The sequence below is a fragment of the Halobacteriovorax sp. DA5 genome (assembly GCF_002903145.1).
In the GTDB taxonomy this organism is placed as follows: domain Bacteria; phylum Bdellovibrionota; class Bacteriovoracia; order Bacteriovoracales; family Bacteriovoracaceae; genus Halobacteriovorax_A.
Genome location: NZ_PPDJ01000001.1, coordinates 643,531 through 666,912, shown reverse-complemented (window position 1 = coordinate 666,912; position 23,382 = coordinate 643,531). Strand labels below are relative to the sequence as shown.

Sequence of the window (23,382 nt, the reverse complement as noted above, 5' to 3'; positions counted from 1 at the left end):
TCCGAATTAGTTTAATTCTACGAGGTCAACTCCACCATCAATTGTTTGGCCTTCTTGAACTAGTATAGCATCAATCTTACCATCACGAGATGCCTTTACAGTATGTTCCATTTTCATGGCCTCCATAACAACTAGAGCATCACCAATTTTAACTTCTTGCCCTGCTTGAACAAGAACCTTAAGAATTTTCCCAGGCATTGGCGAGCTCATTTCATGGGCCTCACCTGTAGCAGCCCCAGAGCGCTTCGCAACACTTCGTGAAAGTTCAACACGCTTACTATTTACAATATAGGCATTCTTTTGCGTTAAGATATGGAATGGAACTTCGTTAATCCAAAGAGCATCTTCTTCAATATCAACAGTACAAGTAAAGCCTTCAAAACGTACAACAAGAGTACTCACACCTGAGAACTTGAAGAAAGCTTCAAAAGTATTTTCTCCAAAGTCATAAATTCTCTTTTCACCTTGGTCACCGCTCATTCTAAAAGAATCAAACATGATATCATCTTTTAAGAAATCGTGAGCAAGAGCAGCAGCAATCTCTTCTGCATAAACTTCAGCAGGTGCAAGATCTGCTTCATAAGTTTTTACAAAGTGAGTATAAGTGTTACCAGCAAGGAATGCCTCATGCTTTAAAATTCTTACGAGATAGTCATTATTTGTTGTTAAACCTTCAAATGGAAGGTGATTAAGACCTGCAATCATTGTTCCTACAGCTTCATTTCTTTCAGCTCCCCAAGTAATTACTTTTGCAATCATTGGGTCAAAGTTAACAGTGATTGAGTTTCCATTCTTATAACCAGTGTCTAGACGAATCCCCTCAATTGCATCCCCAATATATTCAAGGCGACCAATTGCTGGCATAAAGTCATTATCAGGATCTTCTGCATAGATACGACATTCAATAGCGTGCCCGACTTGCTTAATATCATCTTGAGTAAACTCAAATCTCTCACCACTTGCTGCCATAAGCTGTAATTCGACAAGATCATATCCTGTTACCATTTCAGTGACAGGGTGCTCAACCTGTAATCTTGTATTCATTTCAAGAAAATAGAAGTTTTCACCGTCAAGAATTAATTCAACAGTACCAGCACCATGATAATCGATGGCCGTTGTAATCTTAACAGCTGCATCAGTCATCTTTTTACGAAGCTCATCACTTAGGGCCAAAGAAGGAGACTCTTCAATAATTTTTTGGTGACGTCTTTGAATTGAACATTCTCTTTCAAAAAAGTGAAAGTGATTTCCGTGAGTATCACTCATTACTTGAATTTCAATATGGCGTGGACTTGTTATGAATTTTTCAATCAAGACAATATCGGAACCAAATGAGCTTAGGGCCTCTCGCTTACAACTTTCAAGTTCAGCAAGAAAGTCTTTCGAGTCATTAACAACCCTCATCCCTTTTCCACCACCACCGGCAGATGCTTTAATCAGTACAGGATAGCCCATTTTATCAGCTTCAGACTTTAAGAATTCAGGTTCTTGATTTTCACCATTGTATCCTGGAATAACAGGAACACCAATTTCAATCATCTTGTCTTTAGACCCTTTCTTATCTCCCATAAGAACAATATGCTCAGGAGTTGGTCCAATAAACACAAGACCTGCATCAGTTACTTTCTGAGCAAATATTGCGTTTTCAGATAAGAAACCATAACCAGGGTGAATTGCATCACATCCACTATCTTTTGCAATTTGAATGATCTTATCCATATTCAGATATGTTTCACTAAGAAGTTTTCCTTCTAAGTAATAAGTCTCATCTGCAAATTCTCTTTGAGGAAGATTTCTTTCTTCAAAAGTGTAAAGAGTTACTGTTTTAATTCCAAGAGTGCGACAAGTTTTGATAACTCTTAGTGCAATCTCAGCGCGGTTGGCGATTAATACTTTCTCAATTTTCTTTATAGTTGCCATATATAACTTACTTCCAGTTTGGTTTTCTTTTTTCAAGTAATGCTGTCATACCTTCCTGACCTTCATCAGAAATTCTCTGCTTAGCAATAACTTCACAAGTGTAATTCATTGTTGCTTCATCATTTCCAAGACGCTCTTTAACACCAAAAATTAACTTCTTTGCAACTCTCTGTGCATTTGGTGCAACTTTAATGAGTTCTTTTGCCATATTGACGATATCTGCATCATAGTAGCGATCAAGAGAAACTCTATGAATAAGGCCAATTTGAAGAGCACGTTCTCCATCAAATCTCTCACCAGTAAGAAATAGGTGGCGAGCATTTGACTCTCCAATTTTTGCCATAACAAATGGAGAAATTACCGCAGGAACAAGTCCAAGATTAACTTCCGTAAGACCAAATTTTGCACTCTCACTTGCGATGACAAAGTCACAACAAGCAACAAGACCAACTCCACCACCAAGGGCAGCGCCATTTACTCGGCCAATGACTGGCTTAGAAAGATTGTTAATGGCATGAAATAGTCCCGCTAACTTTTTAGAGTCCGCAATATTTTCTTCCATTGAATAGTCTTTCATTTTTTTCATCCAATTTAGATCAGCTCCTGCGCAAAATGATTTTCCGGCACCAGTAAGAACAACAACGCGGACGCTGTCATCATTTTCAAGTGCTAGGAACTCTTCTGTAAGTGCTGCAATCATCTCATCATTGAATGCATTATGTACTTCTGGGCGATTTAGTGTGATGAAACAAATCCCACTTTCTTCACCTGTTTTTATCTCTTTTGTATATCCTGTCATAAAAAATCCTTCTTCTATTTCACTACATTCTAAAGACACCAAACTTAGTCTCTTCAATTGGAGCCTGTTTGCTTGCTTTAATTGCCGCACCTAAGATATCACGAGTTTTATGAGGTTCAATCACACCATCATCCCACAGTCTTGCTGTTGAATAATATGCGCTTCCTTCATTTTCGTATTTATCTAAGATAGGTTGTTTAAACTTCGCTTCTTCTTCGGCCGTCATCGGCTTTTCACCTTTTGCAACAAGCCCGTCTTGACGAACAGTTGCAAGTACTCCTGCTGCTTGCTCACCACCCATTACTGAGATACGAGCATTAGGCCACATCCATAAGAAACGAGGAGAATAAGCACGACCACACATACCGTAGTTACCAGCACCAAAAGATCCACCAATCACAACTGTAAACTTTGGAACATTAACAGTTGAAACGGCCGTAACCATTTTAGCACCATGCTTTGCAATTCCTTCAGCTTCATATTTAGAACCAACCATGAAACCAGTAATATTTTGTAGGAAAACTAATGGAATATTTCTTTGTCCGCAAAGCTGAATAAAGTGAGAACCTTTAATTGCCGATTCAGAAAAGAGAATACCGTTATTAGCTACGATCCCTACTCTTTCTCCACAAATCTTTGCGAAACCACAAACCAGTGTTGGCCCGTATTTCTCTTTAAACTCATGAAAGCGTGAACCATCAACAAGGCAAGCAATGATCTCTCTAATATCAAATGGCTTCTTCGTATCACGAGGAAGAATTCCGTAAATATCTTCGGCATCATACTTTGGCATTTCAAAATTGAAGTCATCTTCGTTTTGCTCAAAGTTTATATTTTCAAGAATTGATCTTGTAATTGCAAGAGCGTCGTCTTCGTCTTCAGCGAAGTGGTCAGCAACACCAGACTCACTAGTGTGAACCTTTGCCCCACCAAGAGTTTGAGCATCAACTTCTTCACCTGTTGCAGCTTTTACTAGAGGAGGTCCTCCTAAAAAGATCGTCCCATTATCTTTTACAATAATTGATTCATCCGCCATCGCAGGAACGTAAGCTCCACCAGCAGTACATGAACCAAGAACAACAGCAATTTGTGGAATCCCTTGGGCAGACATTTGGGCCTGATTAAAAAAGATTCTTCCAAAGTGTTCTTTATCTGGAAATACTTCATCTTGCATTGGTAAGAATGCTCCACCAGAGTCCACAAGATAAACACATGGAAGGCGATTCTCACGTGCCACCTCTTGCGCTCTTAAGTGTTTCTTAACTGTCATTGGAAAGTAAGTTCCACCCTTAACAGTTGCATCATTGGCCACGAACATACACCAAACACCGTGTACTTTACCAATACCTGTTACGATACCAGCACTTGGGATATCCATTCCATACATGCCGTTTGCAGCAAGAGATGATAATTCGATAAATGGAGATCCTGCATCGAGGATTTTATCAATACGCTCACGTGGTAATAATTTTCCACGAGAGTGGTGACGAGAAACAGACTTTTCTCCTCCACCCATATGAGCATGTTTAACTTTGTTTCTTAATTCTTCTACATTTGAAAAATGAAAATTGAAATTCTCTCTAAAGTCATCACTTGATCGATCGACCTTAGAAACGATAGGTAGCGTCCCTGAAATTGTCATAGAAATTGCCTCTAACTTTTGTAATAAAAACTGAGCAATTTTATCTATTTATGAGGGATTTTGACAAGGCAAGGCACGTTATAACGCGCCTTGCATCGGCTTATTCTAAGAAATTATTCTGATATTTCTGCTGCATTGAGAAATTGAGAGTAGATACTATCCTCAGAACTTACTTCTGAAGCCTCCGAGGCAATTGAGCGGCCTGCGTTATCCAGTTTTTTAATCTGATCTGCTTCTAACTGGGGCCCCTCTAATTCAGAAAGCATTGCTACCTCAAATAGTGCATCTTTTGATTGTGAAAGGATGACGTTCCCATCATCATCATGGCCAATGAAGTATGTCTGACCATCTGCTAGGACAACGCGATTGCTACCTTTTGAAATTGCATCAGCAACTAGCTTACGATCTTGCTTTCCTATTCGATTATCTGATACCGATAGTACATCTGATCGTGTATTACTAGATAAACTAAGTCCTGATACCATATCTGCTGCGCCAAGGGCAGCTGAGATTGAAGATGCTGATCCAGAAGTCCCAGCACCTGCTATTGATGCTCCACCACCACGGCCAGAAGTTGAACCAACAGAGGCCCCTCCTCTTACACTAGATGGAGCTGCACCAGAGTGAGAGTATGCAGAAGAACTACTACCAAAGTGACCTAACGCTCGCTCATCAGCAAAATTTTGCTCACTAGCAATACTTCTTTCTTTTCTCTTTGCGCTTTCTTCATTAACTGCAAGTGCATTTTTTGCAACATTGGCCAGTTGTTCTTTTAACTCTTTAAGTTGCTTTCTAAGCTCTTGCGCTTCTTGATCGTCATTAACACTTGATGCAAGTTGATTTTCTATTTTCTCAACTTGATTTTCAATCTCTCTCTCGACTCTTTCATGTTTTGTTTCATTTACTTGAGAAGCAGTATTTGTTTGCACCTGAGCAACTTGGGCCTGTCCCATCGTAGCCATTTGCGAGCTTTGTGCCATCCCAGTATTTTGTGTATTTGTATACTTCTTATTTAGGTACTCTGCCGTTTGAGAAAAGGCTCCATCATCGATAGCATCTGCAGATACATTTTCTATATTCGAATTTGATTTAGAATTATTATTAAACGCATTTGCTAGGCCACCCTTCTCATAAGACTCTCTAACTGAAGCAATTTGCTGTCCGTGACTTCCACGAACTTCATCAAAAACGAGTGCAGGGTCATAAGTTGAAGTAAAGTTACCATACCCACCCGCAATAGTTTGTGGGATCTCTCCTTTATTAAAAGCTGAACAATAGAACTCTGCTGTTTCAATATCATTTCCACCAAATGACTCATTCGCCTCAGTAAATTCAACTGCAGATACACTTTTCATTACATCATCAAAATTTGAAGGATCACAAGTATACTCAAGTTCTTCAATACGACTCTCACACTCACTAATTACTTCTTCTTTCAAATCTGTTAAGTGATTCATAAGAGAATCAAAGATAAAGCTCTTAGTATCAACACCTTGATTTTTAATTTCTTTTAAGGCCTTAGTTACTTGCTCAAAATCATCTGCGTCACGAACCATTGATTTCATAAATTTTGAACCAAAGAAGGATACGTATTGAATTAGAAATTGATCCTCTTCTTCTGCAGTAAAGACTTGATTAGCATAATCAAGGCGACCTTCTTTACCATCAGTTTGATAATAAAGAGAGCGACTTAACTTATCTGACTTTGCAATTTCTCTTTCTCTAAAACTATAAAATTCACGACTAAATATTTTGTTATTATAAACATAAGCTTTAAGATCATCTTTATAATACTTCGAATATCCTTCACCACTAATTCTTTGTTCATTGAATCTTACAATGAAAAGATCAATGAATCGGTTTCTTTTACTACCGCCATTACCATCGAGGGCAACATTCTCAGCAGCGATTTTATCATCAAAATAATCATCGATTTCTGTATTAGATTTTGTGAAAACATGATTTAGGCGCTGCTTTGCCTCTCCTTCGGTACTTGTTTTGATAAGATTATCCAAATTATAACCAAGCTTCTTATCTACTGCATTTCTAACTTGAGGGCTTAAACAAGACTCAATTTTTTGACTAATTTTATCAATATCACTTTTTGTACAGGTAAATCGATCAAAGTTCTTATCTCTAATAGCTAGTTTGTGACGATAACGTTCTAATCGTCCAGCATTGTCTCTAATTAGATCAAAAAGATTATAAACTCGGCTGGCCACAATCGCAGAGTGAAACTTACTCTTATATGCTTCATCTGAATTAGGTACTAATGCCTGTTCTTGAGTTACAGAAGCTGTAACGTTACTTACACAACCACAGTATTGTTCAACATTAATTTTCTCTTTAGCACCTTCTTGAAGGTCAACACTATATAAAGTGTCTCGACATGCATTACCATAACGAGACATACTGATTTCCATTTTTGTCACTTGATCAATTTGATTATCAGCTGGAGATGAACTCTTACGATCACCAACACAGCCAGACTTTGCAAGAGACTTCTCCATTTCCACAAATGGATCACTTGTACCAAGGATACGATTCTTTCTAATCTCATTGAATGTATTTTCGTTGTGATCAACCTGTTCAAGAAGATAGATACCAGCATCAGCAATAACCGTATCGACTTCACTTAACATTAGTAGATTTTGTTGAAGTGGTGTAGAAAACGAACCTCCAGCGACTCCTAGGATAGCGGCTGCTTGAGTAGTGTTCTGTAGTGTAAACAATGTCGTAATAATAAATATTTTAATTAATTTCATTTCCGTCCCGGATACCTGATCCAATTTGTCTATCGGTGGCATTAAGAATTCTCTTAAGTGACCAAAACTTATTGTGCCCCTTCCTTTCTTCAATATATTATGGACGCTAAAAATATATTTTCTAAACACACTACAAATAACTTAATTATGAGGTGAGCAAACTCACTGAATTCACGTGTACAACTGTTTAAAAATAAATAAATAGCGACTAAACAACAAAATCTCCTTGCGCCAATAATAGTCGTCGTTTCAACACTTTCTATTTTCAAAAAAAAGTAAAAAAAAATAAAAAAGACCAGCTATTGCTGGTCTTTTCTATATGTGAATTTATTGATAATTCTATTCGTTGATTTCTGCGGCATTTAAGAACTTAGTATAAATACTATCCTCGCCAGGAACTTTTACTTCTTCACCTTCAGAAGCAATTTCACGCTTAGGACCGTCTTCGGCCTTAGGAGTAGGAAGTTGAGGTCCTTCTTGCTCAGGACTCGTCACACCAGCTAATACTTCTTCTGCTGTTTCAGAAAGAATCACATTTCCATCTTCATCATGACCAATATAATAGACACGGCCATCGGCAAGAACAACACTGTTATTCCCTTCAGCAATAGCTTTTGCAACTAAGCGTTGATCACTTTTAGCAATATTATCACCTGCTACTGCTCCAGAAGAAGCACGTGAAGAAGAGCCTGCTGTAAGTCCTAGTCCACCAGTTGCACCTAGTCGATTGATCGCACTAATTCCTGTACCGGCCGATGAAGAACTGCCTCCAGCTCCAGCAGAAAGATTTGAAGGAATACTCGATCCACTAGACGCCTGCTGTACAGCTCTAGTATTTCCTGCAGGTGCCGCATCTCGACGACCTCCACCAAAACCACTACTTGCAGCTATATTAGACATTACTTTATTTCTTTGAGCTGCAATACGCTTTTCTCTTTCAGGATCATCTTCATCAATAGGTTTTTCAGACTTTGCAGTTATAGCAGTATTAAGCTCTGCTATTTGTGCTTTAAGTGCAGCAAGCTCAGCTCTAAGCTCCGCACTCTGACTCGCTTCATCAGTAGAAACAGCTGTAGAGTTTCGGTTCTCTTCAAGCTCTTTCGCAATTGCCTCGGCTTCATCCTCAACTCTTATTTTCACATCTTCAAGAGACTTAACAGATGTTGACGGATTTTGAATCATTGATTGCAGAGAGTTGTTATCAATAACATTCGAACTTGCAAAACTATTAGATGGTAATGAAGAGTTTGAACTATTATAGCTTTCTAAAAATTGAGCCGCTTCATCAAAGTTATACTCACTTGAGCTACCATCGCCTGCAACTCCTGAAGCATCCTGTTGTCCATTACTGATAATTTGTCCTGCTGTATTTGCTCTTTCAGTAAAGCCACCAAGTGCACCATTTGCAACATTATTTTCATCATTACTTTTTCTTTTTGAAGCAATATCACTTGATGGATCATAGACAGACCTAATTTCATCAACAACTGACTGCGATGCTACCTCAACGCTTAAAACCGTTCTTTCAGAGTCTTTAAATAACCCCTTATTCATAGCGACACAGTATTTTTTAGCGTTTATCGAAACATCTTCAGAATTAACACCATCAACACTATCATTAATAGCAATAAATTCCTCAGTAGATACAGAAGACATTACCTCTTGAGCATTGTCCTCATTACAAGATTCCTCTAAGAACATAATTTGATCACGACATGAAAGCCTAAGCTCTTGTTCATGTTGTTCTTTCATTACGCTATAGATATCCCCCATTGCCTTAACACCTTCTTCATTACCCATTTCAAGATCATTAAATGCCTTAGAAATTTGTGCAATAGTTGCCTTAGAAGAACCGTCAATAAGACGAGGTAGTGTTTTAGAAAAGATTGATGTTGCAAATTGAAGCTGTAGCATATCTTCTTGAACTTGAGAAAGATACTGCTGATCTAATCTCACATAGCTATTGATAGCTCTTCTATTTTCATCACTGGCCTTAGCTTTAAGAATACTATCCATAACTTCAAGCTCATTCTTTTTGAAGTCTAGGTATGCACCAAGCATAACAGGGTCACTTTGAATATAGGCATTTAACTCATCAACATAAGAGCGAGGAAAACCAAGTATATCCTTACTATGCTTTTCATATTGTAAAATAAAGATCTCAGCAAATTCCTTAACTTTTTGGTCTTCACCCTTTTCGTAAGCTGGCTTAGATATCGTTTTCTCATTAACCTTTGAGAAAAGCTGGGCCATACGATCTTTTGATCGTCCTAATTTACCAGACTCTCCTAAAGGAATAAGGCTGGAGAAGAAACCTCTTGAATCTTTTGTCCCATCAAGTTCTAACGCTTTATCAATTGCGATTGCAGCACTTCCACCAAAACATCCCTTTAACTTTTTACTAAGGGCCTCAACGTTCTTGCTAGAACAGCTATATGAGTCGACTGAATCTTTACCTTTTTCAAATTCATCAAAACGACCTTTTGAACGCTCTAAAAACTCTGCAAAGTTCTTCATTCGGTGAGCAAGAAGCTTTCCATAGAGCTTATCAGCAAAGTCATCGAGAACATCTTTATTTTCAATCTGTTCTTCAACATTATCTTCATGTGAAATTTCGCTAGCACACTTACAAAATTTCTTAGTATCAATCATTGGCTTTAAATTATAGCCATCATCAACAACTGTTAAATACTCATCAGAGCACCCCATAAAACGAGTATCAAGTTTATACATAAAGCTTTCTAAGAATTGAGCACTATCGCCTAGTCCATCAGTTAAGGCCTTATTTCCAGGGCATGGTTTATAGCTTTGATAAAAATCATAGCTTGAAGAACCCCATCCTTCACTGACGGGAGTACTCCAGCCACTATTAAAAAGGGACGCTCTTGGAGATGAATATAAATAGCTCGTCGATACATAATTTCCAATTTTAAAATTTAAAGTAGCGGATGGCTGTTTATTTGTGTCTTCCCCTACTAAGCTAATTGCATCTCCTTCGGGATCAAAGTCACTCATTTGTGAATCACCATCTAATAGAATAGGACTCATAAATCCCGAAGTAATAAAGTTTGCATCATATCTAATAGGTGCAACTCTATTAGAAAACTTATCTGGGTTTTCGAAGAATTGAAGACGTTTACGGCGTAGTGACTGTTCGATATCAACACTCTTTTTCGCATAGTCACTAACTTGTTCAACTAATCCCATCGATATATTATCAATGCCAACACCAGCGCCTGTTCCCATAACCATACCATTGCCGATCAATACTGCACCGTCTGGTAACAATGGATCATTTTGCAATAAACCAATATTGCCATTGGCATAAGTTGAGTTAATCGTGAATAATAGGATAATCGATGATTTAACAACTTTCATTTCTTCCTCACATAGATTAATCTTCTTAATTTATCGGTTAATAAGTTTTATTTCTTTACTTTGCCGACAATAAAGTTGACCACTCCCCTAGCTTATTTTCACTTGAGAAAGGATATGAGTGAATAATTTTAATGAATTATACTAAAGATAATTTTGAACCATGGATTAACCTATTAATATTAAAGAATAAATCTTAGCTGTAAAAATCCTAATCACTAAATTTTGAGCAATTAATTGTGCCAATAAATTTTGCTTTTTAGCAAAGTCCTGGCCCATACTTAGTTAATTTATCTAAGTGGGAATCAATCGTAGCATAGGCGTACTTATGTAATCTTTCAGGAAGATCTGGGTATATTGATTGAAAAATCTCTTCACGACTCTTGCCTTCTTCCAAGCAAGCACGGATTTGATTCTCTCTTTCAATTCGATGATCAAGAGTTTGCTTAATTTTATTTGTTCCACCAAGACAAATTCCATGTGAAGGCATTACAACTTGTGGATCTAGATTGATTACATTAGTAAGAGAGTGAAAATATTCTCTCATATCTGAGCCTCGGCCACTAATTGTAACTGTTCCAATTGTTTGAATAAGATCAGATACAATCATCCATGAGCCGTCAGCACGAAGAAGTGAGCTCTGACCAAAAGCATGGCCACCAGTCGTAACTAGCTTTACTTCATGGCCACATGACGTTGTCACAATATCGCCATCATCATAGAACTTTACTTCATGGCCATCAAAATAATCCTGCCCAAAGTCTCCTAAAAGATGTTCATAAGTACCTTCGGACATAGAAAAAGGTAGTTTTAATATCTTTGCTAATTCACGACTAAACTCGTGATGATCAGGATGGTGATGAGTAAGAAATATCTCACTAAGATCATGTTCCTTTAGGCCATAAATTAGCTTTTCTAGTTCTTCTTCATTCTTAGGAGATGGATCGATAACAATTTTCTTTCCATTATCATCTCCAATGACAAAACAATTCGTACGATTTGCTGGAGGAAAAGTATGTGAAAGAGGCATGTATTGACGTAGGCCAAATAAAGGCTCAATCATTGGAACCTGCAAATCTCCATCATACTTCAAGTTAGCATCAAGGAAATCAAGAGAATTAATATCACGATCAAGGTCTTTAAGAATTGTAATCATAGGAGGAACAACCAAGAGATGTCCTTTCTTATATTCAGTAAAGGCCTCGTGACAATTCATCCACGTTGCCTTGGCAATTTCTCCCTCGTCAAAGTGAAAATTAATTTCTTCAAGAGCACTCTTATCTTTAATAAAAACCTTGAAGTAATAATTCTCAAATCGATGTGGATTAAAGTCAGGAGTGACTGCTAAAGCGTATTGCTTAACATCAAGTATGTGACCTGACTTTAATAGTTCATCAATATTTATATGAAGCTCCTCTTGGATCTCTCTTTTAAGAGCAAAGAGAAGGTAATCATCTCCACCATTGAGCACATCCTCTTCATCAACTTTTCCTCCAGGAAAAGAAGAGTAGCCAGGAAATGCTCTCAGATAGTTTTGTCTCTTCATAATAAGGACTTGGTCCTCACAGATAAATATTGCTGAAACTGATTGCTTCAATTGATCTCCAACTCTTTAAATACTCTTTGCGCATTAGTGTAGCGAACTTCCCTGTAACCTTTAATATTATCGAGAAGCTTAAGGGCGTGATATTGACTATTCTTCGCTTCAATTTTTTGGATACCGTTAAATAAGTAATTTCTTACCTTAGAACCAATCTCTCTTTCTTTTGCATGCCAAGCAGGCAGCACAGAACGTAAGATTCTAAAGTGTCTCATAATTTTTAATTGCCAATCTTTTGGCGAAATATCAAATTCAATCTTCTTTCCAAAGATATCAAATGAAGGACGGTTAATTCTCTCTTTAGTATAAGACTTTCCAAGGAAGCTATAGATGCTCTCTTCCATTTGCTTTAAAAAAGGAGAAAGCATTAAGTGAGCAACCATGACTTCATCTTTAACGATAAATGTCTTAGCAAGAACACGTGTAGCAAGAACTTTATTTTCTTCATCAACAATAGTTCCCACTGCTCTGGCCCCAGAAATAAACTCTGTCGTCTCTTTACCGCGATTATAAATATACTGATCGTGAATGATCTGAATTAAGTCCTTGCGACTCATCCAGTTAATATCAACAATTGCTTGATCAAGATGTTGTCTAAATTTATTAATAATATAAGTAGAATTATGCCAAGGAAGTAGTGACGCCTTTACAGACTCGATTGCTAAATCGAGAGGGTCCTTGTTCTTTACGACAAGATTCTTATACTTAGCTTCAAAAGCTTCAGTTCCAAGAGAAGCCATTTCTCGCCCAAGCTTAAACGAAGCAATATTATTTTCAATTTCTGCAGGCTTCATCGACTTCTTTAAGGCCCCAAGAAGATCATCTTCACCAAATGGAACAAGACCTAATTGAAATGCATAACCGAGAATCATACTTGAAGCATAGACCGCTTTACCAAAGAAGAGATCACACCACTTCTTAAGTGGCACAAGAATAATTCTGTCATCACCTTTACTTCTAACTTTTTCAATAAGCTTAGCTCTAGTTAAACTTTCTTCACTCTCCCCCTTATCAAGAAGAATTGAAAGAGGCACTTGATACGAATCATCAAAAATTGCAACAGCATTTTCAGTCTTTAGAAATCCAAGTTGTCCAATACCATCTAAAAGGTCAGGGCTTAAGAGTACATCAGATCCACCACGTGGAGTAACCGCTCCCATTGACTTATCTTTGTGGCAAATCGACATATGCCCAGTTACATTTCCATTTCTTTGAGCAAGGCCCTTTTGATCCATAAATTTAAAATCAAGATCATTACGGCCGGCCATTTCAACACATGCATTTGCAATAATTTTAGAGATTGTAGTAATCCCTGAACCACCAACACCTGTTACAACCATTCGCCAAGTGTCTCCACTAGCAATGGCATCAAATGTCTTCTTCGTTTCAAACTCTTTAAGATCGTATGTTAAGTGAGAAAGATCACTATCTCGATACATTGTCGGGTGATAACCCTTAACGACAACTTTCTCAAAACTAGGGCAGGCCTTCATTTTTGTACAATAACTATCGGCCACACAAATAGTAGGGTCAATTGCCATCTTAGTTCCGTAAGCATCCATCACTTGAGTTAATCCAGGACAACCTGTCTCTTCAATACAAACGCGGCAATCTTCACAAGCAGAAGTATTAATTTGATAAAAAGTCTTTTGCGCTAGCACACCCTTATCTTTAATTTGTCCCCTCTCTTTAGCTCTTACCTTTGCTTGGTAAGTAAGAGAACATTCTTTATTTGAAATAATAACCTTAACGCCTTTTTGTACAACAAATTCACGCATAAGGTTTTGGTAAAAGTAGCGATCAGAAGGGTTAACTTCCTTGGCCACCTTAACACCAAGGTTTTGAACGATATTTAACATATCTTGCTTTGGCCTCTTACTTCCCTCTACGTTAACTTGAGAAGCAGGAGTCATCTGGTGCCCAGTCATAGCCGTATTATCATTATCTAAAAGAATATAAGTAATATCGTGATCAGCTTGAACTGAATTTGAAATATCAGTAAGGCCTGAGTGAAAGAAAGTTGAGTCACCCATCAAGACAACAGAAGGATTCTTTGTAAAAAGATCCATCCCAGCTCCAAGAGCACCACCTTGCCCCATTGCAGATAAGTTATGCATCTCTCCAAACGGAGGTAGGAATGAAAGCGAATAGCAACCAACATCACCGTGAGTGATAAGGTCAATATCTTGGGCCTTTAGCCAACGACGAAGATCTTTTAAAAGAGAAAGAGTCTCACGGTGTGGACAACCTGGACAAAAAGTCGGAAGTCTTTTTGGAAGAATCTCTCCGAAATTTCTTTCTTCGAATGCCAATGACTTACATTGGCCAATTTCAAGATAGTCTTTCAGTGCTTCAAGTTTTTCACTGATGATCTCATAACTAAGCCCACCAAATGCAGGAAAGCCATCACCATCTTTAAAGTCCTTTCCTACGATATCAAGAATAAGTCCATGTTTCTGACAAAGAGAGCGAATCTCCCCCTCTAAGAAACCTCGCTTTTCTTCAACCACAACAAGCTTCTTCAAGCCCTTTAAGTAAGGTACTAAGATGTCATCAACAAGTGGAAATGAAGAAGCAACTTTATATAAAGAGAAGTGATCAAGATACTCACCTTCTTCTAAGCATTGTTTAAGTGTTTCAAAAATAACACCACTTGAGATAAAGCCAATATCTGCGTTCGATTTTCCAAAAACTTGATCAAGGGCCATCTCTTTAAGTACACTTTGAAGTTTTGGAAAGCGCTCTTTAATCATACTCACATCAGCAAGTAGAGAATTTGGTGGAACCATTACATTTTTTTGAAGATCAAAAGTTGAAGGATCGATATCGATTAAATTGCCATCAATCGGGGCCTCGTCAAAGCACTCAACTCTTCCACCACCTTCAGCAAGAAAAGTCGTTAGAAGTAATCCTTGATATAAACTTGTTTTAGAAGAAATTTCTTTTGCCTTAGCAATCCAGTCTTTTAACTCTTTAGGATTTGAAGGTTCTAGAAAAGACATATGAAGATGCTTAAAAAGATATCTTGAATCAGCTGCAGTTGAAGTGGACATCGACCAAGGGTCATCTCCAACACAAATAACAGTAGCAGGATAAACTTCCTTTCCATCGACTATCTTAGGTCTCGCAGGATTGGCAAAGTTACCAACGGATAAAGCATCACTTGCAACATGAAGTCCCATTGATTTCATGGCAACAATACAGTCACGTCCCGCTTGTTTTACTCCACTGGCCATGGCCGCTGCATTGGCCTCCGAGTTTGCAATAACAACACGGATACCTTTTTCGTGAAACTCTTTTTTCTTGCTATATAAGATATTAAAATAATCTGCTAACGGTGATCCTGGATATCCAGTATAAAGATTAAAACCAGCTTCAAGAGCACCTTGAATGATTAGCTCATTCCCATTGAGAATTCTATATTGACTCATAATTCCTCTAAATTTAATTGAGGTGCAAGTATAGAATTTTTATTATGTTTTTTGACGAACCAAAGCGTCATTACTCAATAGTAAACACGATTTTTTTAGTATATGTATTTTGAATCTTCTGAGGCTTGAATTGCCATTGTTTTGCAACACTTAGTACTGCTTCATTGAAAGCTGTGTAATCAGCAGGTTTTAAAATTTTGACATCCACAACTTTCCCGTCAACACCAACAATAAGGGAGATAGTCACGGAGCCACCAATCGCAGCTCTTCTGGCAGATCGCGGATAAATAGGGGCCTCGAAATGAACTATTTGGTTCTCAAATGTATTATTTGTCACAACCTGTTGTTGCTCAGACTTAGAGGACTCCTCTTTAGCCTGAACACTTTTTCGCGGCTTTTGTTCAATCTTTTCAACTTCTTTTTTATTTTGCTTTTCTTGTTTTATAGCATGGGCCTTAATCTGGACATCAATACCAATGCGCTCGCGCCTCATCTGCTGCTCACCTTTTCTTATATTTGAAAAGAATATAACAGCATGAGTCACTAGACTTAGTGCAAAAAAGAAAAACCATAAACGATGCTTCATGCACATATCATAATGCATCTTGCTCCATTTGGGAAAAATCGTTAGTATCTTTCATACACAAATCAAACAGCTAATATAAAGAAGGAAGTTTTTATGAACTCAAAAATTTCTCCAGAAAACCCTCTTGGGGTCCTGGCCATTGATCATCTCGAATTCACATGTGATTCACTTGATACGGCCACAAAAGATTTATTCTACACATTTGGTTTTTCTAAAACATATGAAAAGCAAAGTGAAAGCAAAGAGCTATTCACTCAGGGACAAGTTAGATTTCTTTTAACGGCACAAAAAGGTGGCCATGCGCAAGATTACTTCAAGGCTCACGGTGAAGGTGTTTCAACAATCTCATTCTTAGTTGAAGATTGTGAGCATGCTTATAAGACAGCAATTGAGCGTGGTGCTGAGTCACTTCAAGAAGTTGTTATCACTGAAAATGAGCATGGTATCTACAAAAGTGCTCGCATTAAAGGCTTTGGTGATGTTGCCAATGAGTTCATTGAAAGACCTCGCACATTCTTTCGTCCAGGGTTTACGAAACTTGAAGAAGATCCAAAAGCGCGCCCTCTAGGTTCACGTGTTGCTCGTATTGACCACTTAACGAATAACGTTCCAAAAGGTGAAATGAAGAAATGGGTTGAGTTCTATGACCGTGTTTATGGTTTCAAAGTAACTCGCTACTTCGATATTAAAGGTTCAAAAACTGGACTTAACTCAGAAGTTGTTCAACTTCCAAAAGGTGAAGTCATTATTCCAATTAATGAGCCAAAAGAAGCTGGTGGAAAGGATCAAATTCAAGAGTTTCTTGATCGTCACAACGGTGCTGGAGTTCAGCACATTGCTTTAACTTGCGGTGATATTCTTACAACTGTTAAAGATTTAAGAGAAAGAGATATTAAATTTCTTGATATCCCTCATTCATACTACGAAGGTATTGCTGGGCGTGGAATTAATGTTACAGAAGATCTAGTAGAGCTCGAAGATCGTCAACTTCTAGTTGATGGTGATGAGGAAGGATACCTAATCCAAAACTTTACTGACACTTATGTTGGTCCACTATTTTTTGAATTTATTCAAAGAAAAAATCACAACGGTTTTGGTGAAGGAAATTTCCAGGCCCTCTTTGATGCTATTGAAAGGGACCAAATCGCAAGAGGATACCTGGATTAGAATTTAATTACTTAATACAATTGAAGATGCTTTGTTTCTCATAAGACTTCGAGGCAAAGCATCTTTTATCAATTGTCATATCTGACCAAGCTTTATAAGCACGATCGCGAATTGAGTTAATCACATCTACAAATCCTTGAAGGACTTCATACTCTGACTTATCAGAGCACTCGAATAAGAAGTTTGAACAAATAACTTCTTTAGAAATGATAATATCTTCTCGCTCTGTATTGATTACGATATGGGCCTCATGAAAAGGGCGAAAAGATTCAATTACGTGCGCACGCACATCTCTTGGTGAAACTTCTAGAGCAAATGACACTTGCAGCGCCATTAATACTAGAATTACTTTTGTTAATATTTTCATTTTCCACTCCGGGATTAAATTTTTAAGATGCGGCAATATAGACGAAAAGCTAAAGGCAATGTTTATTATTGAAAGTATTTCACATAGCGTCATTGGAAACTGATATTTTCCATTAGATTAAACTAATATATTGATTTCCTTTATCTAAACTACTGATAATACGTCAAAAAATGACTCAACTAGCCTATTCAAAGGGTCCCTCATATCCCTACAATATTGGTTTAATTAACTAAAATTTAAACAACACGACACAACTTCAAAGAAAGGATACTTATGTACAAGTTAATCGCCATTTATAAAATTCCAAACGATATCGATGCATGGGAAAAGCACTATGCGCAAGTTCATACTCCACTTGTAAAGAAAGTTCCAAGTATGAAAGAGCTTCGCTTAAATCGCATCACAGGGACTCCTCGTGGAGCAAGTGATCTACATGTAATCGCAGAGATGGTTTTTGAAAATAAAGATGACTTTAAAGTAGGAATGAGTTCTGAAGAAAATATGGCGTGTGGAAAAGATCTATTTAATTTCGCTAAAGAGATTGTTTCAATTCACTTCGCTAAAGAAGAAGTAATCACTCTTTAATAAGGAAAGCTTTAATGAGTAATATACTTTGTGAATTTCCATATAACGACCACGAGCATATCGCCCTAGTTAAGCTTAATCGCCCAAAGGTTTTAAATGCTCTTTCAACAGACCTAATGCGAGAGTTAGTTGATAAGCTTTTCGAACTTGATGATAACCCACAAGTTCGTGTCATCATCCTTACTGGTGATGAACGCGCATTTGCTGCTGGTGCAGATATTGCACAAATGGTTGAAGCGACTCCAATTGATCAAATCAATGACAACCGCTTCCGCTCATGGCAACAACTCGCTCAAATAACAAAGCCAATCATTGCGGCCGTAAATGGTTATGCTCTAGGTGGTGGATGTGAGTTAGCAATGCACTGTGATTTCATTATTGCTGGAGATAGCGCAAAATTTGGCCAACCAGAAATTAGCATTGGGACAACTCCTGGTGCAGGTGGAACACAACGCCTAACACGAGCTCTAGGAAAGTCGAAGGCAATGATGCTTTGTATGACAGGTGAAATGTTTGGTGCAAACCAAGCACTTGACTGGGGCCTAGTTGCAAAGGTTGTCCCTAGCACGACTCTACTTCAAGAAACTTTTGAAACCGCAAAAGAAATCGCAAATAAGGCACCAGTTGCAATTAAGTTAATCAAAGAATCTGTAAACAAGGCCTTTGAAATGTCACTTAGTGATGGTGTTGATTTTGAAAGACGCAATTTCTATTTAACTTTTGCAAGTAGTGATCAGAAAGAAGGTATGCGTGCCTTCTTAGAAAAGCGCTCACCAGAGTACAAAGGAAATTAGAATGTCTGAATTTAAGAATATTATTATCGAAAAAGAAGCCTTCACAGGTATGATCACAATTAACCGTGAAGAAGTTTACGGCGCACTTTCTCGTGAAGCAAAACTTGAAATCATCAAGGCCATCAGAGATCTAAACCGCGACAGTGAAGTTGGCTGTATTATTCTTGCTTCAAAAGGCAAAGGATTTTGTACTGGACAAGACTTAAATGATCGCACAGTGCAAGCTGGAGAAAAACCAGTTGATCTTGGAGTAACACTTGAAACTGAGTGGAACCCACTGGTTAATGCAATTAAGTCATCTAAGAAACTAGTTATCGCAGCAGTTGAAGGTGTCGTTGCAGGAGCCGGTGTTTCCGTAGCACTTGCATGCGACTTAATCGTAGCAAAACCAGGGATCAAGTTTGTTTCAGGTTTTTCAAAACTAGGTCTTTGCCCAGATGCTGGATCAACTCATATGTTCACTCAAGCACTTGGCCCTAAAAAAGCAATGGAATACTTCCTTTTTAACGCTCCTTTAACAAGTGAGCAATTAGAGAGTGCAGGACTTATTAATAAAGTAAGTGAAGAAGCATTAACAGATGCAAAAGCATGGGCCGGGCAAATTAATGCCATGGCACCTCTTTCAGTAAAAGCGATAAAAGAGAATATCAATGTTGCAATTGATAGCACTTCAAAAGAATCGATGGAGCGCGAAACAGCTTACCAAAGATTCTTGGGAAATAGTGAAGATTATAAAGAAGGCCTAACGGCGTTCTTTGAAAAGAGACAAGCAAAATTTTTAGGAAAATAAGAAGGAGGCCATATGGCAGCAAGAGAATACACTCAAGAAGAACTACAATTATTTGAAGACATTCAAAATGGTAAGAAATTTGATAAGGGAGATGAGCTTCCTCCACTATACAAGAAGGCCCTAAGAAACCTTCTATGGATGCAACACGATTCAGAATATTCTGGGGCGCTTGGATATGCACCATGGATTGAAAAGGCACCAACGATGCAAGAAAAAGTTGTTGTTGCTCAAATCGTTAAAGATGAAATGAGACATGCTTCAGTTTGTTACAGACTTCTAAAAGGTCTTGGTGAAGATGTTGACTCACATATCGAAAAGTCAGAACTTGGATTCAAAATGCCAGAAGACGAAGCACAAATTGGATTCCAAAGATTAAAAGATGACTACCGTGTAAATATCTTCTACTACGGTATCAATTTCTGGGAAGACTTTATTCTATTTAACTTCCTAATGGATAGAGCTGCTGGCCACCAACTAGAAGACACTCTTGATTCAAGCTACCTTCCTTGGAAAAAAGGAATCGAAGGAATCTATAAAGAAGAAATCATGCACCTTGCTCACGGTGACAAATGGATAAAAATCCTTGCCGAAGGTGACAACAAAGAATTCCTACAAGAAAGACTAAATATCTGGTGGCCAAGAGTTATGAACGTATTTGGTTCAACAAAAGGTCGCTCAAATGACCTATATGTTAAGTTAGGACTTAAGAAGAGAACAAATGCTGTTGTTCGCGATGTTTTCGTAAAAGAAGTAGAAGAGCTTTGTGAACAAGCAGGCCTAGTTCTTCCTATCTACGACGAAGATGCACAACCACAAAGGCAATAATTGAATGAATATAAATAGTGTACTAGTTATTGGTGCAGGAACTATGGGGCGAGGAATCGCCCAATGGTTTTGCCAACACGGTGTGAAGGTTGAATTAGTAGACCAGCACCTTGAAATGGCCCAAGCAAGTGGTGATCTTATCACCTCTTCGTGGGACAAACTTGAAAGCAAAGGTAAATTTGACTCCGCTGAAATCACGGCTTTTAAAAAGAATTTAAATATCGTTGAGATGAATGAGCACCAAATCGATCACGACCTTGTGATTGAGGCCATTGTTGAAAACTTAGATATTAAGAAAAAAGTTTTTGCTCGTCTTGATGAGATCATGAGTGAAAAAACGATCTTTGCATCTAATACTTCATCTATTCCAATTACTAAAATGGCAAAAGACTTATCAAAACCTCGTAAAGAAAAATTCTTAGGTCTACACTTCTTCAATCCAGCAACTTTAATGAAGTTAGTTGAAATTATTGAAACACCATGGAGTAGTAAAGATCAGGCCCATGCCCTTTATGACTGGTTTGAGCGCTATGGAAAAAAGCCTGCTTTATGCAAGGATTCTCCTGGTTTTATCGTTAATCGTGTTGCCAGAAATTTTTACGGCGAGAGCTTTCACCGCCTAGAAAACTATAATCAAGAGCAGGTCGCAGAAATTGATCGTGTCATGAAAAATGTAGGTGGATTTAGAATGGGCCCATTTGAGTTAATGGATCTTATCGGAATTGATGTCAACTATGATGTCACTCAATCTGTGTGGGCGTCATACTATTATGAACCACGTTTTAGGCCACACAAGATTCAACGTGAAATGGTTGATAGTGGCCGTATTGGACGCAAAGTTAAAGAGGGGTTCTATCGTTATGAATAAAACTATTTTAGTAAGTGATAACCACCCTCTGTACAAAAATGTTCTTGGAAGTGAATATCCTTCAATTGTTGTTGATCCGTATAGCATCAACACACTAGATGGTGTTGATTTTGATGAGACAGATTTAATTGTTGATCTTACTTGTTTTGATCGCAACTCAAAGATGGACCTATACGAACACTTAGATATTGTCTTTGATGGCCCAATCGTTTCAGATCTAACGGTCAACTGGGGCGAGTATTTAATTGGTCAATACGAAAATGTACTTGGCGCTGTAGCAGCGGCCTTCTACTCTCCAAAAAGCTGTTTTGAATTCTATATGAAAGATGATTCTATTGAAGAAGCTGCGTTTGATGTCTTCAAAAAACTCGGTTTTGATCTTGAAATCGTCAATCACATTGGAATTGGATTCACATACCCTAGAGTTATTTCACAAATTATTAATGAAGCATACTTTGCTAAAGAAGAAGCCTTGGCTTCAAATTCGGATATTGATAAGGCAATGAAGTTTGGTGTGAACTATCCCCTAGGTCCATTTGAATGGGCCGATAAAATTGGAATTGAAAAAATCTTAATTCTGCTTGAAGAATTACGTGAAATCACAGGAGATGCACGTTATCGTCCGTCTCGCCTACTTAGGATGAATTTATGACACTTAAATATAGAGATGCGTATCTTGTCTACGCAAAAAGAACACCTATTGGAAAACTTGGTGGAAGCCTTTCTCATCTAAGAGTTGATGATATGCTAGCGACACTTTTTCGTGACTTCTCTCAAAGCTTTGATTTTGATATGAAGGAAATAGACGATGTTATCGTTGGCTGTGCAAATCAGGCCGGTGAAGACAACAGAAACCTTGCTCGTATGTCTGCTCTCTTAGGAGGCCTTCCTTACGAAGTTCCAGGTGTAACACTTAACCGTCTTTGTGCATCATCACTCGATGCAATTATTGATGGTTGGTCGCGCATTAATTTAGGAATGGCCGATTGCCTTCTTATTGGTGGTGCTGAGAGTATGACAAGAGCACCTCTTGTTATCTCTAAAGGATCAACTCCATTTGGGCGTGATTCTAAAATGTTTGATACAACATTTGGTTGGCGATTTCCAAATAAGAAGATGAAGGAGATGTTTCCTTTACTTGGCATGGGAGAGACAGCTGAAGAAGTTGTGGCGAAAATTGGAATTTCTCGTGAAGACCAAGATAAATTCGCACTTGCATCCCACCAAAAAGCTTGTAAAGCATGGGAGAATGGAGAATTTAACGATGAAGTTCTTCCTGTTGAAATAGCGATGAGAAAAGAAACAATTACTGTTTCAAAAGATGAAGGTCCTCGTCCATCAACAACTCTAGAGGCCCTAGCAGGACTTAGAGCAGTATTTAAAAAGGATGGTTCAGTAACGGCCGGAAACTCTTCAATGATGAATGATGGTGCAGCATGTGTGGCACTTGTTAGTGAAGAGTTCTTAAAACGCCACAACTTAACTCCTCTAGTGAAATTAACAGGAGCAGGTGTTCGCGGAATCCACCCAAATATCATGGGCCTTGGCCCTGTAGCTTCAACTCAAAGATTAATGGAAAAATTTGGAAAGAAAATTTCTGACTTTGATGTTGTAGAACTAAATGAGGCCTTCGCTTCTCAATCACTTGGTTGTATTCGCGAGCTTGGCCTTGATGAATCAAAAATAAATTTACGTGGTGGAGCAATCTCTCTAGGACACCCTCTTGGATGTTCTGGTGCTAGAATTGTGACAACACTTACTCATATCATGAAAGACAATGCAAATCTTAAGCAAGGTCTAGCTTCAATGTGTGTTGGTGTTGGTCAAGGTGTCTCTCTAAGCGTGGAAAATTGTAAATAGGAGTAAAT

The 23,382-nt window shown here is 38.0% G+C and carries 17 protein-coding genes; 8 read left to right on the top strand and 9 right to left on the bottom strand.

All coding sequences use genetic code 11. The features are described from left to right. Positions 1-6: 6 nt before the first annotated feature. The 8 genes from C0Z22_RS03265 to C0Z22_RS03230 all read right to left on the bottom strand — a co-directional run bounded on the left by C0Z22_RS03265 (position 7) and on the right by C0Z22_RS03230 (position 16,118). Positions 7-1,920 (bottom strand): biotin carboxylase N-terminal domain-containing protein, encoded by a 1,914-nt coding sequence (locus tag C0Z22_RS03265; RefSeq protein WP_146037771.1) that lies wholly within the window; start codon positions 1,918-1,920, stop codon positions 7-9. Between the two features lie 7 nt (positions 1,921-1,927). After that, entirely contained in the window at positions 1,928-2,719 is a 792-nt protein-coding gene (locus tag C0Z22_RS03260; protein ID WP_103216903.1) for an enoyl-CoA hydratase-related protein, read from the bottom strand. Between the two features lie 22 nt (positions 2,720-2,741). Further along, positions 2,742-4,361 carry a carboxyl transferase domain-containing protein gene (locus C0Z22_RS03255; protein WP_103216902.1) on the bottom strand — a complete coding sequence of 540 codons (1,620 nt, stop codon included), beginning with the start codon at positions 4,359-4,361 and terminating at the stop codon, positions 2,742-2,744. A gap of 113 nt (positions 4,362-4,474) precedes the next feature. Next, entirely contained in the window at positions 4,475-7,126 is a 2,652-nt protein-coding gene (locus C0Z22_RS03250) for a hypothetical protein (RefSeq protein WP_103216901.1), read from the bottom strand. 339 nt (positions 7,127-7,465) lie between these two features. Further along, the gene (locus C0Z22_RS03245; protein ID WP_103216900.1) at positions 7,466-10,504 is read right to left on the bottom strand and encodes a hypothetical protein; all 3,039 of its coding nucleotides are present in this window, start codon (positions 10,502-10,504) and stop codon (positions 7,466-7,468) included. A gap of 256 nt (positions 10,505-10,760) precedes the next feature. Next, complete coding sequence (locus tag C0Z22_RS03240) at positions 10,761-12,098, bottom strand: MBL fold metallo-hydrolase (protein WP_103216899.1); 1,338 nt, start codon at positions 12,096-12,098, stop codon at positions 10,761-10,763. Next, positions 12,095-15,532 (bottom strand): thiamine pyrophosphate-dependent enzyme, encoded by a 3,438-nt coding sequence (locus C0Z22_RS03235; RefSeq protein WP_103216898.1) that lies wholly within the window; start codon positions 15,530-15,532, stop codon positions 12,095-12,097. The genes C0Z22_RS03240 and C0Z22_RS03235 overlap by 4 nt, the downstream gene beginning before the upstream one ends. 70 nt (positions 15,533-15,602) lie before the next feature. Beyond that, positions 15,603-16,118, bottom strand: coding sequence for a TonB family protein (locus tag C0Z22_RS03230; RefSeq protein WP_158246786.1), 516 nt, complete (start codon positions 16,116-16,118; stop codon positions 15,603-15,605). A gap of 93 nt (positions 16,119-16,211) precedes the next feature. Here C0Z22_RS03230 and hppD point away from each other — a divergent pair, with 93 nt between their 5' ends. After that, positions 16,212-17,285 (top strand): 4-hydroxyphenylpyruvate dioxygenase, encoded by a 1,074-nt coding sequence (gene hppD, locus C0Z22_RS03225; protein ID WP_103216896.1) that lies wholly within the window; start codon positions 16,212-16,214, stop codon positions 17,283-17,285. A 7-nt stretch (positions 17,286-17,292) separates the two neighbouring features. Here the strand turns inward: hppD and C0Z22_RS03220 are convergent, their stop codons facing one another. Beyond that, a complete protein-coding gene (locus tag C0Z22_RS03220) occupies positions 17,293-17,652 on the bottom strand; it encodes a hypothetical protein (protein ID WP_103216895.1) in 360 nt (119 codons plus the stop codon). Between the two features lie 273 nt (positions 17,653-17,925). Here C0Z22_RS03220 and C0Z22_RS03215 point away from each other — a divergent pair, with 273 nt between their 5' ends. From C0Z22_RS03215 to C0Z22_RS03185, 7 genes are read left to right on the top strand one after another with little or no spacing between them, the layout of a single operon-like run. Then, positions 17,926-18,237, top strand: coding sequence for an EthD family reductase (locus C0Z22_RS03215; RefSeq protein WP_103216894.1), 312 nt, complete (start codon positions 17,926-17,928; stop codon positions 18,235-18,237). Between the two features lie 14 nt (positions 18,238-18,251). Further along, positions 18,252-19,031, top strand: a complete 780-nt coding sequence (locus C0Z22_RS03210; RefSeq protein ID WP_103216893.1) for an enoyl-CoA hydratase-related protein — start codon at positions 18,252-18,254, stop codon at positions 19,029-19,031. Position 19,032: 1 nt separating this feature from the next. After that, a complete protein-coding gene (locus C0Z22_RS03205; protein WP_103216892.1) occupies positions 19,033-19,821 on the top strand; it encodes an enoyl-CoA hydratase/isomerase family protein in 789 nt (262 codons plus the stop codon). A gap of 12 nt (positions 19,822-19,833) precedes the next feature. Beyond that, positions 19,834-20,646 (top strand): Phenylacetic acid catabolic protein, encoded by an 813-nt coding sequence (locus C0Z22_RS03200; RefSeq protein WP_103216891.1) that lies wholly within the window; start codon positions 19,834-19,836, stop codon positions 20,644-20,646. A 4-nt stretch (positions 20,647-20,650) separates the two neighbouring features. Further along, entirely contained in the window at positions 20,651-21,514 is an 864-nt protein-coding gene (locus C0Z22_RS03195; RefSeq protein ID WP_103216890.1) for a 3-hydroxyacyl-CoA dehydrogenase NAD-binding domain-containing protein, read from the top strand. After that, positions 21,507-22,166, top strand: coding sequence for a 3-hydroxyacyl-CoA dehydrogenase family protein (locus C0Z22_RS03190; protein WP_158246785.1), 660 nt, complete (start codon positions 21,507-21,509; stop codon positions 22,164-22,166). The genes C0Z22_RS03195 and C0Z22_RS03190 overlap by 8 nt, the downstream gene beginning before the upstream one ends. Next, positions 22,163-23,374 (top strand): thiolase family protein, encoded by a 1,212-nt coding sequence (locus C0Z22_RS03185; protein WP_103216888.1) that lies wholly within the window; start codon positions 22,163-22,165, stop codon positions 23,372-23,374. Before C0Z22_RS03190 ends, C0Z22_RS03185 begins: the two co-directional genes overlap by 4 nt. Positions 23,375-23,382: the final 8 nt, after the last annotated feature.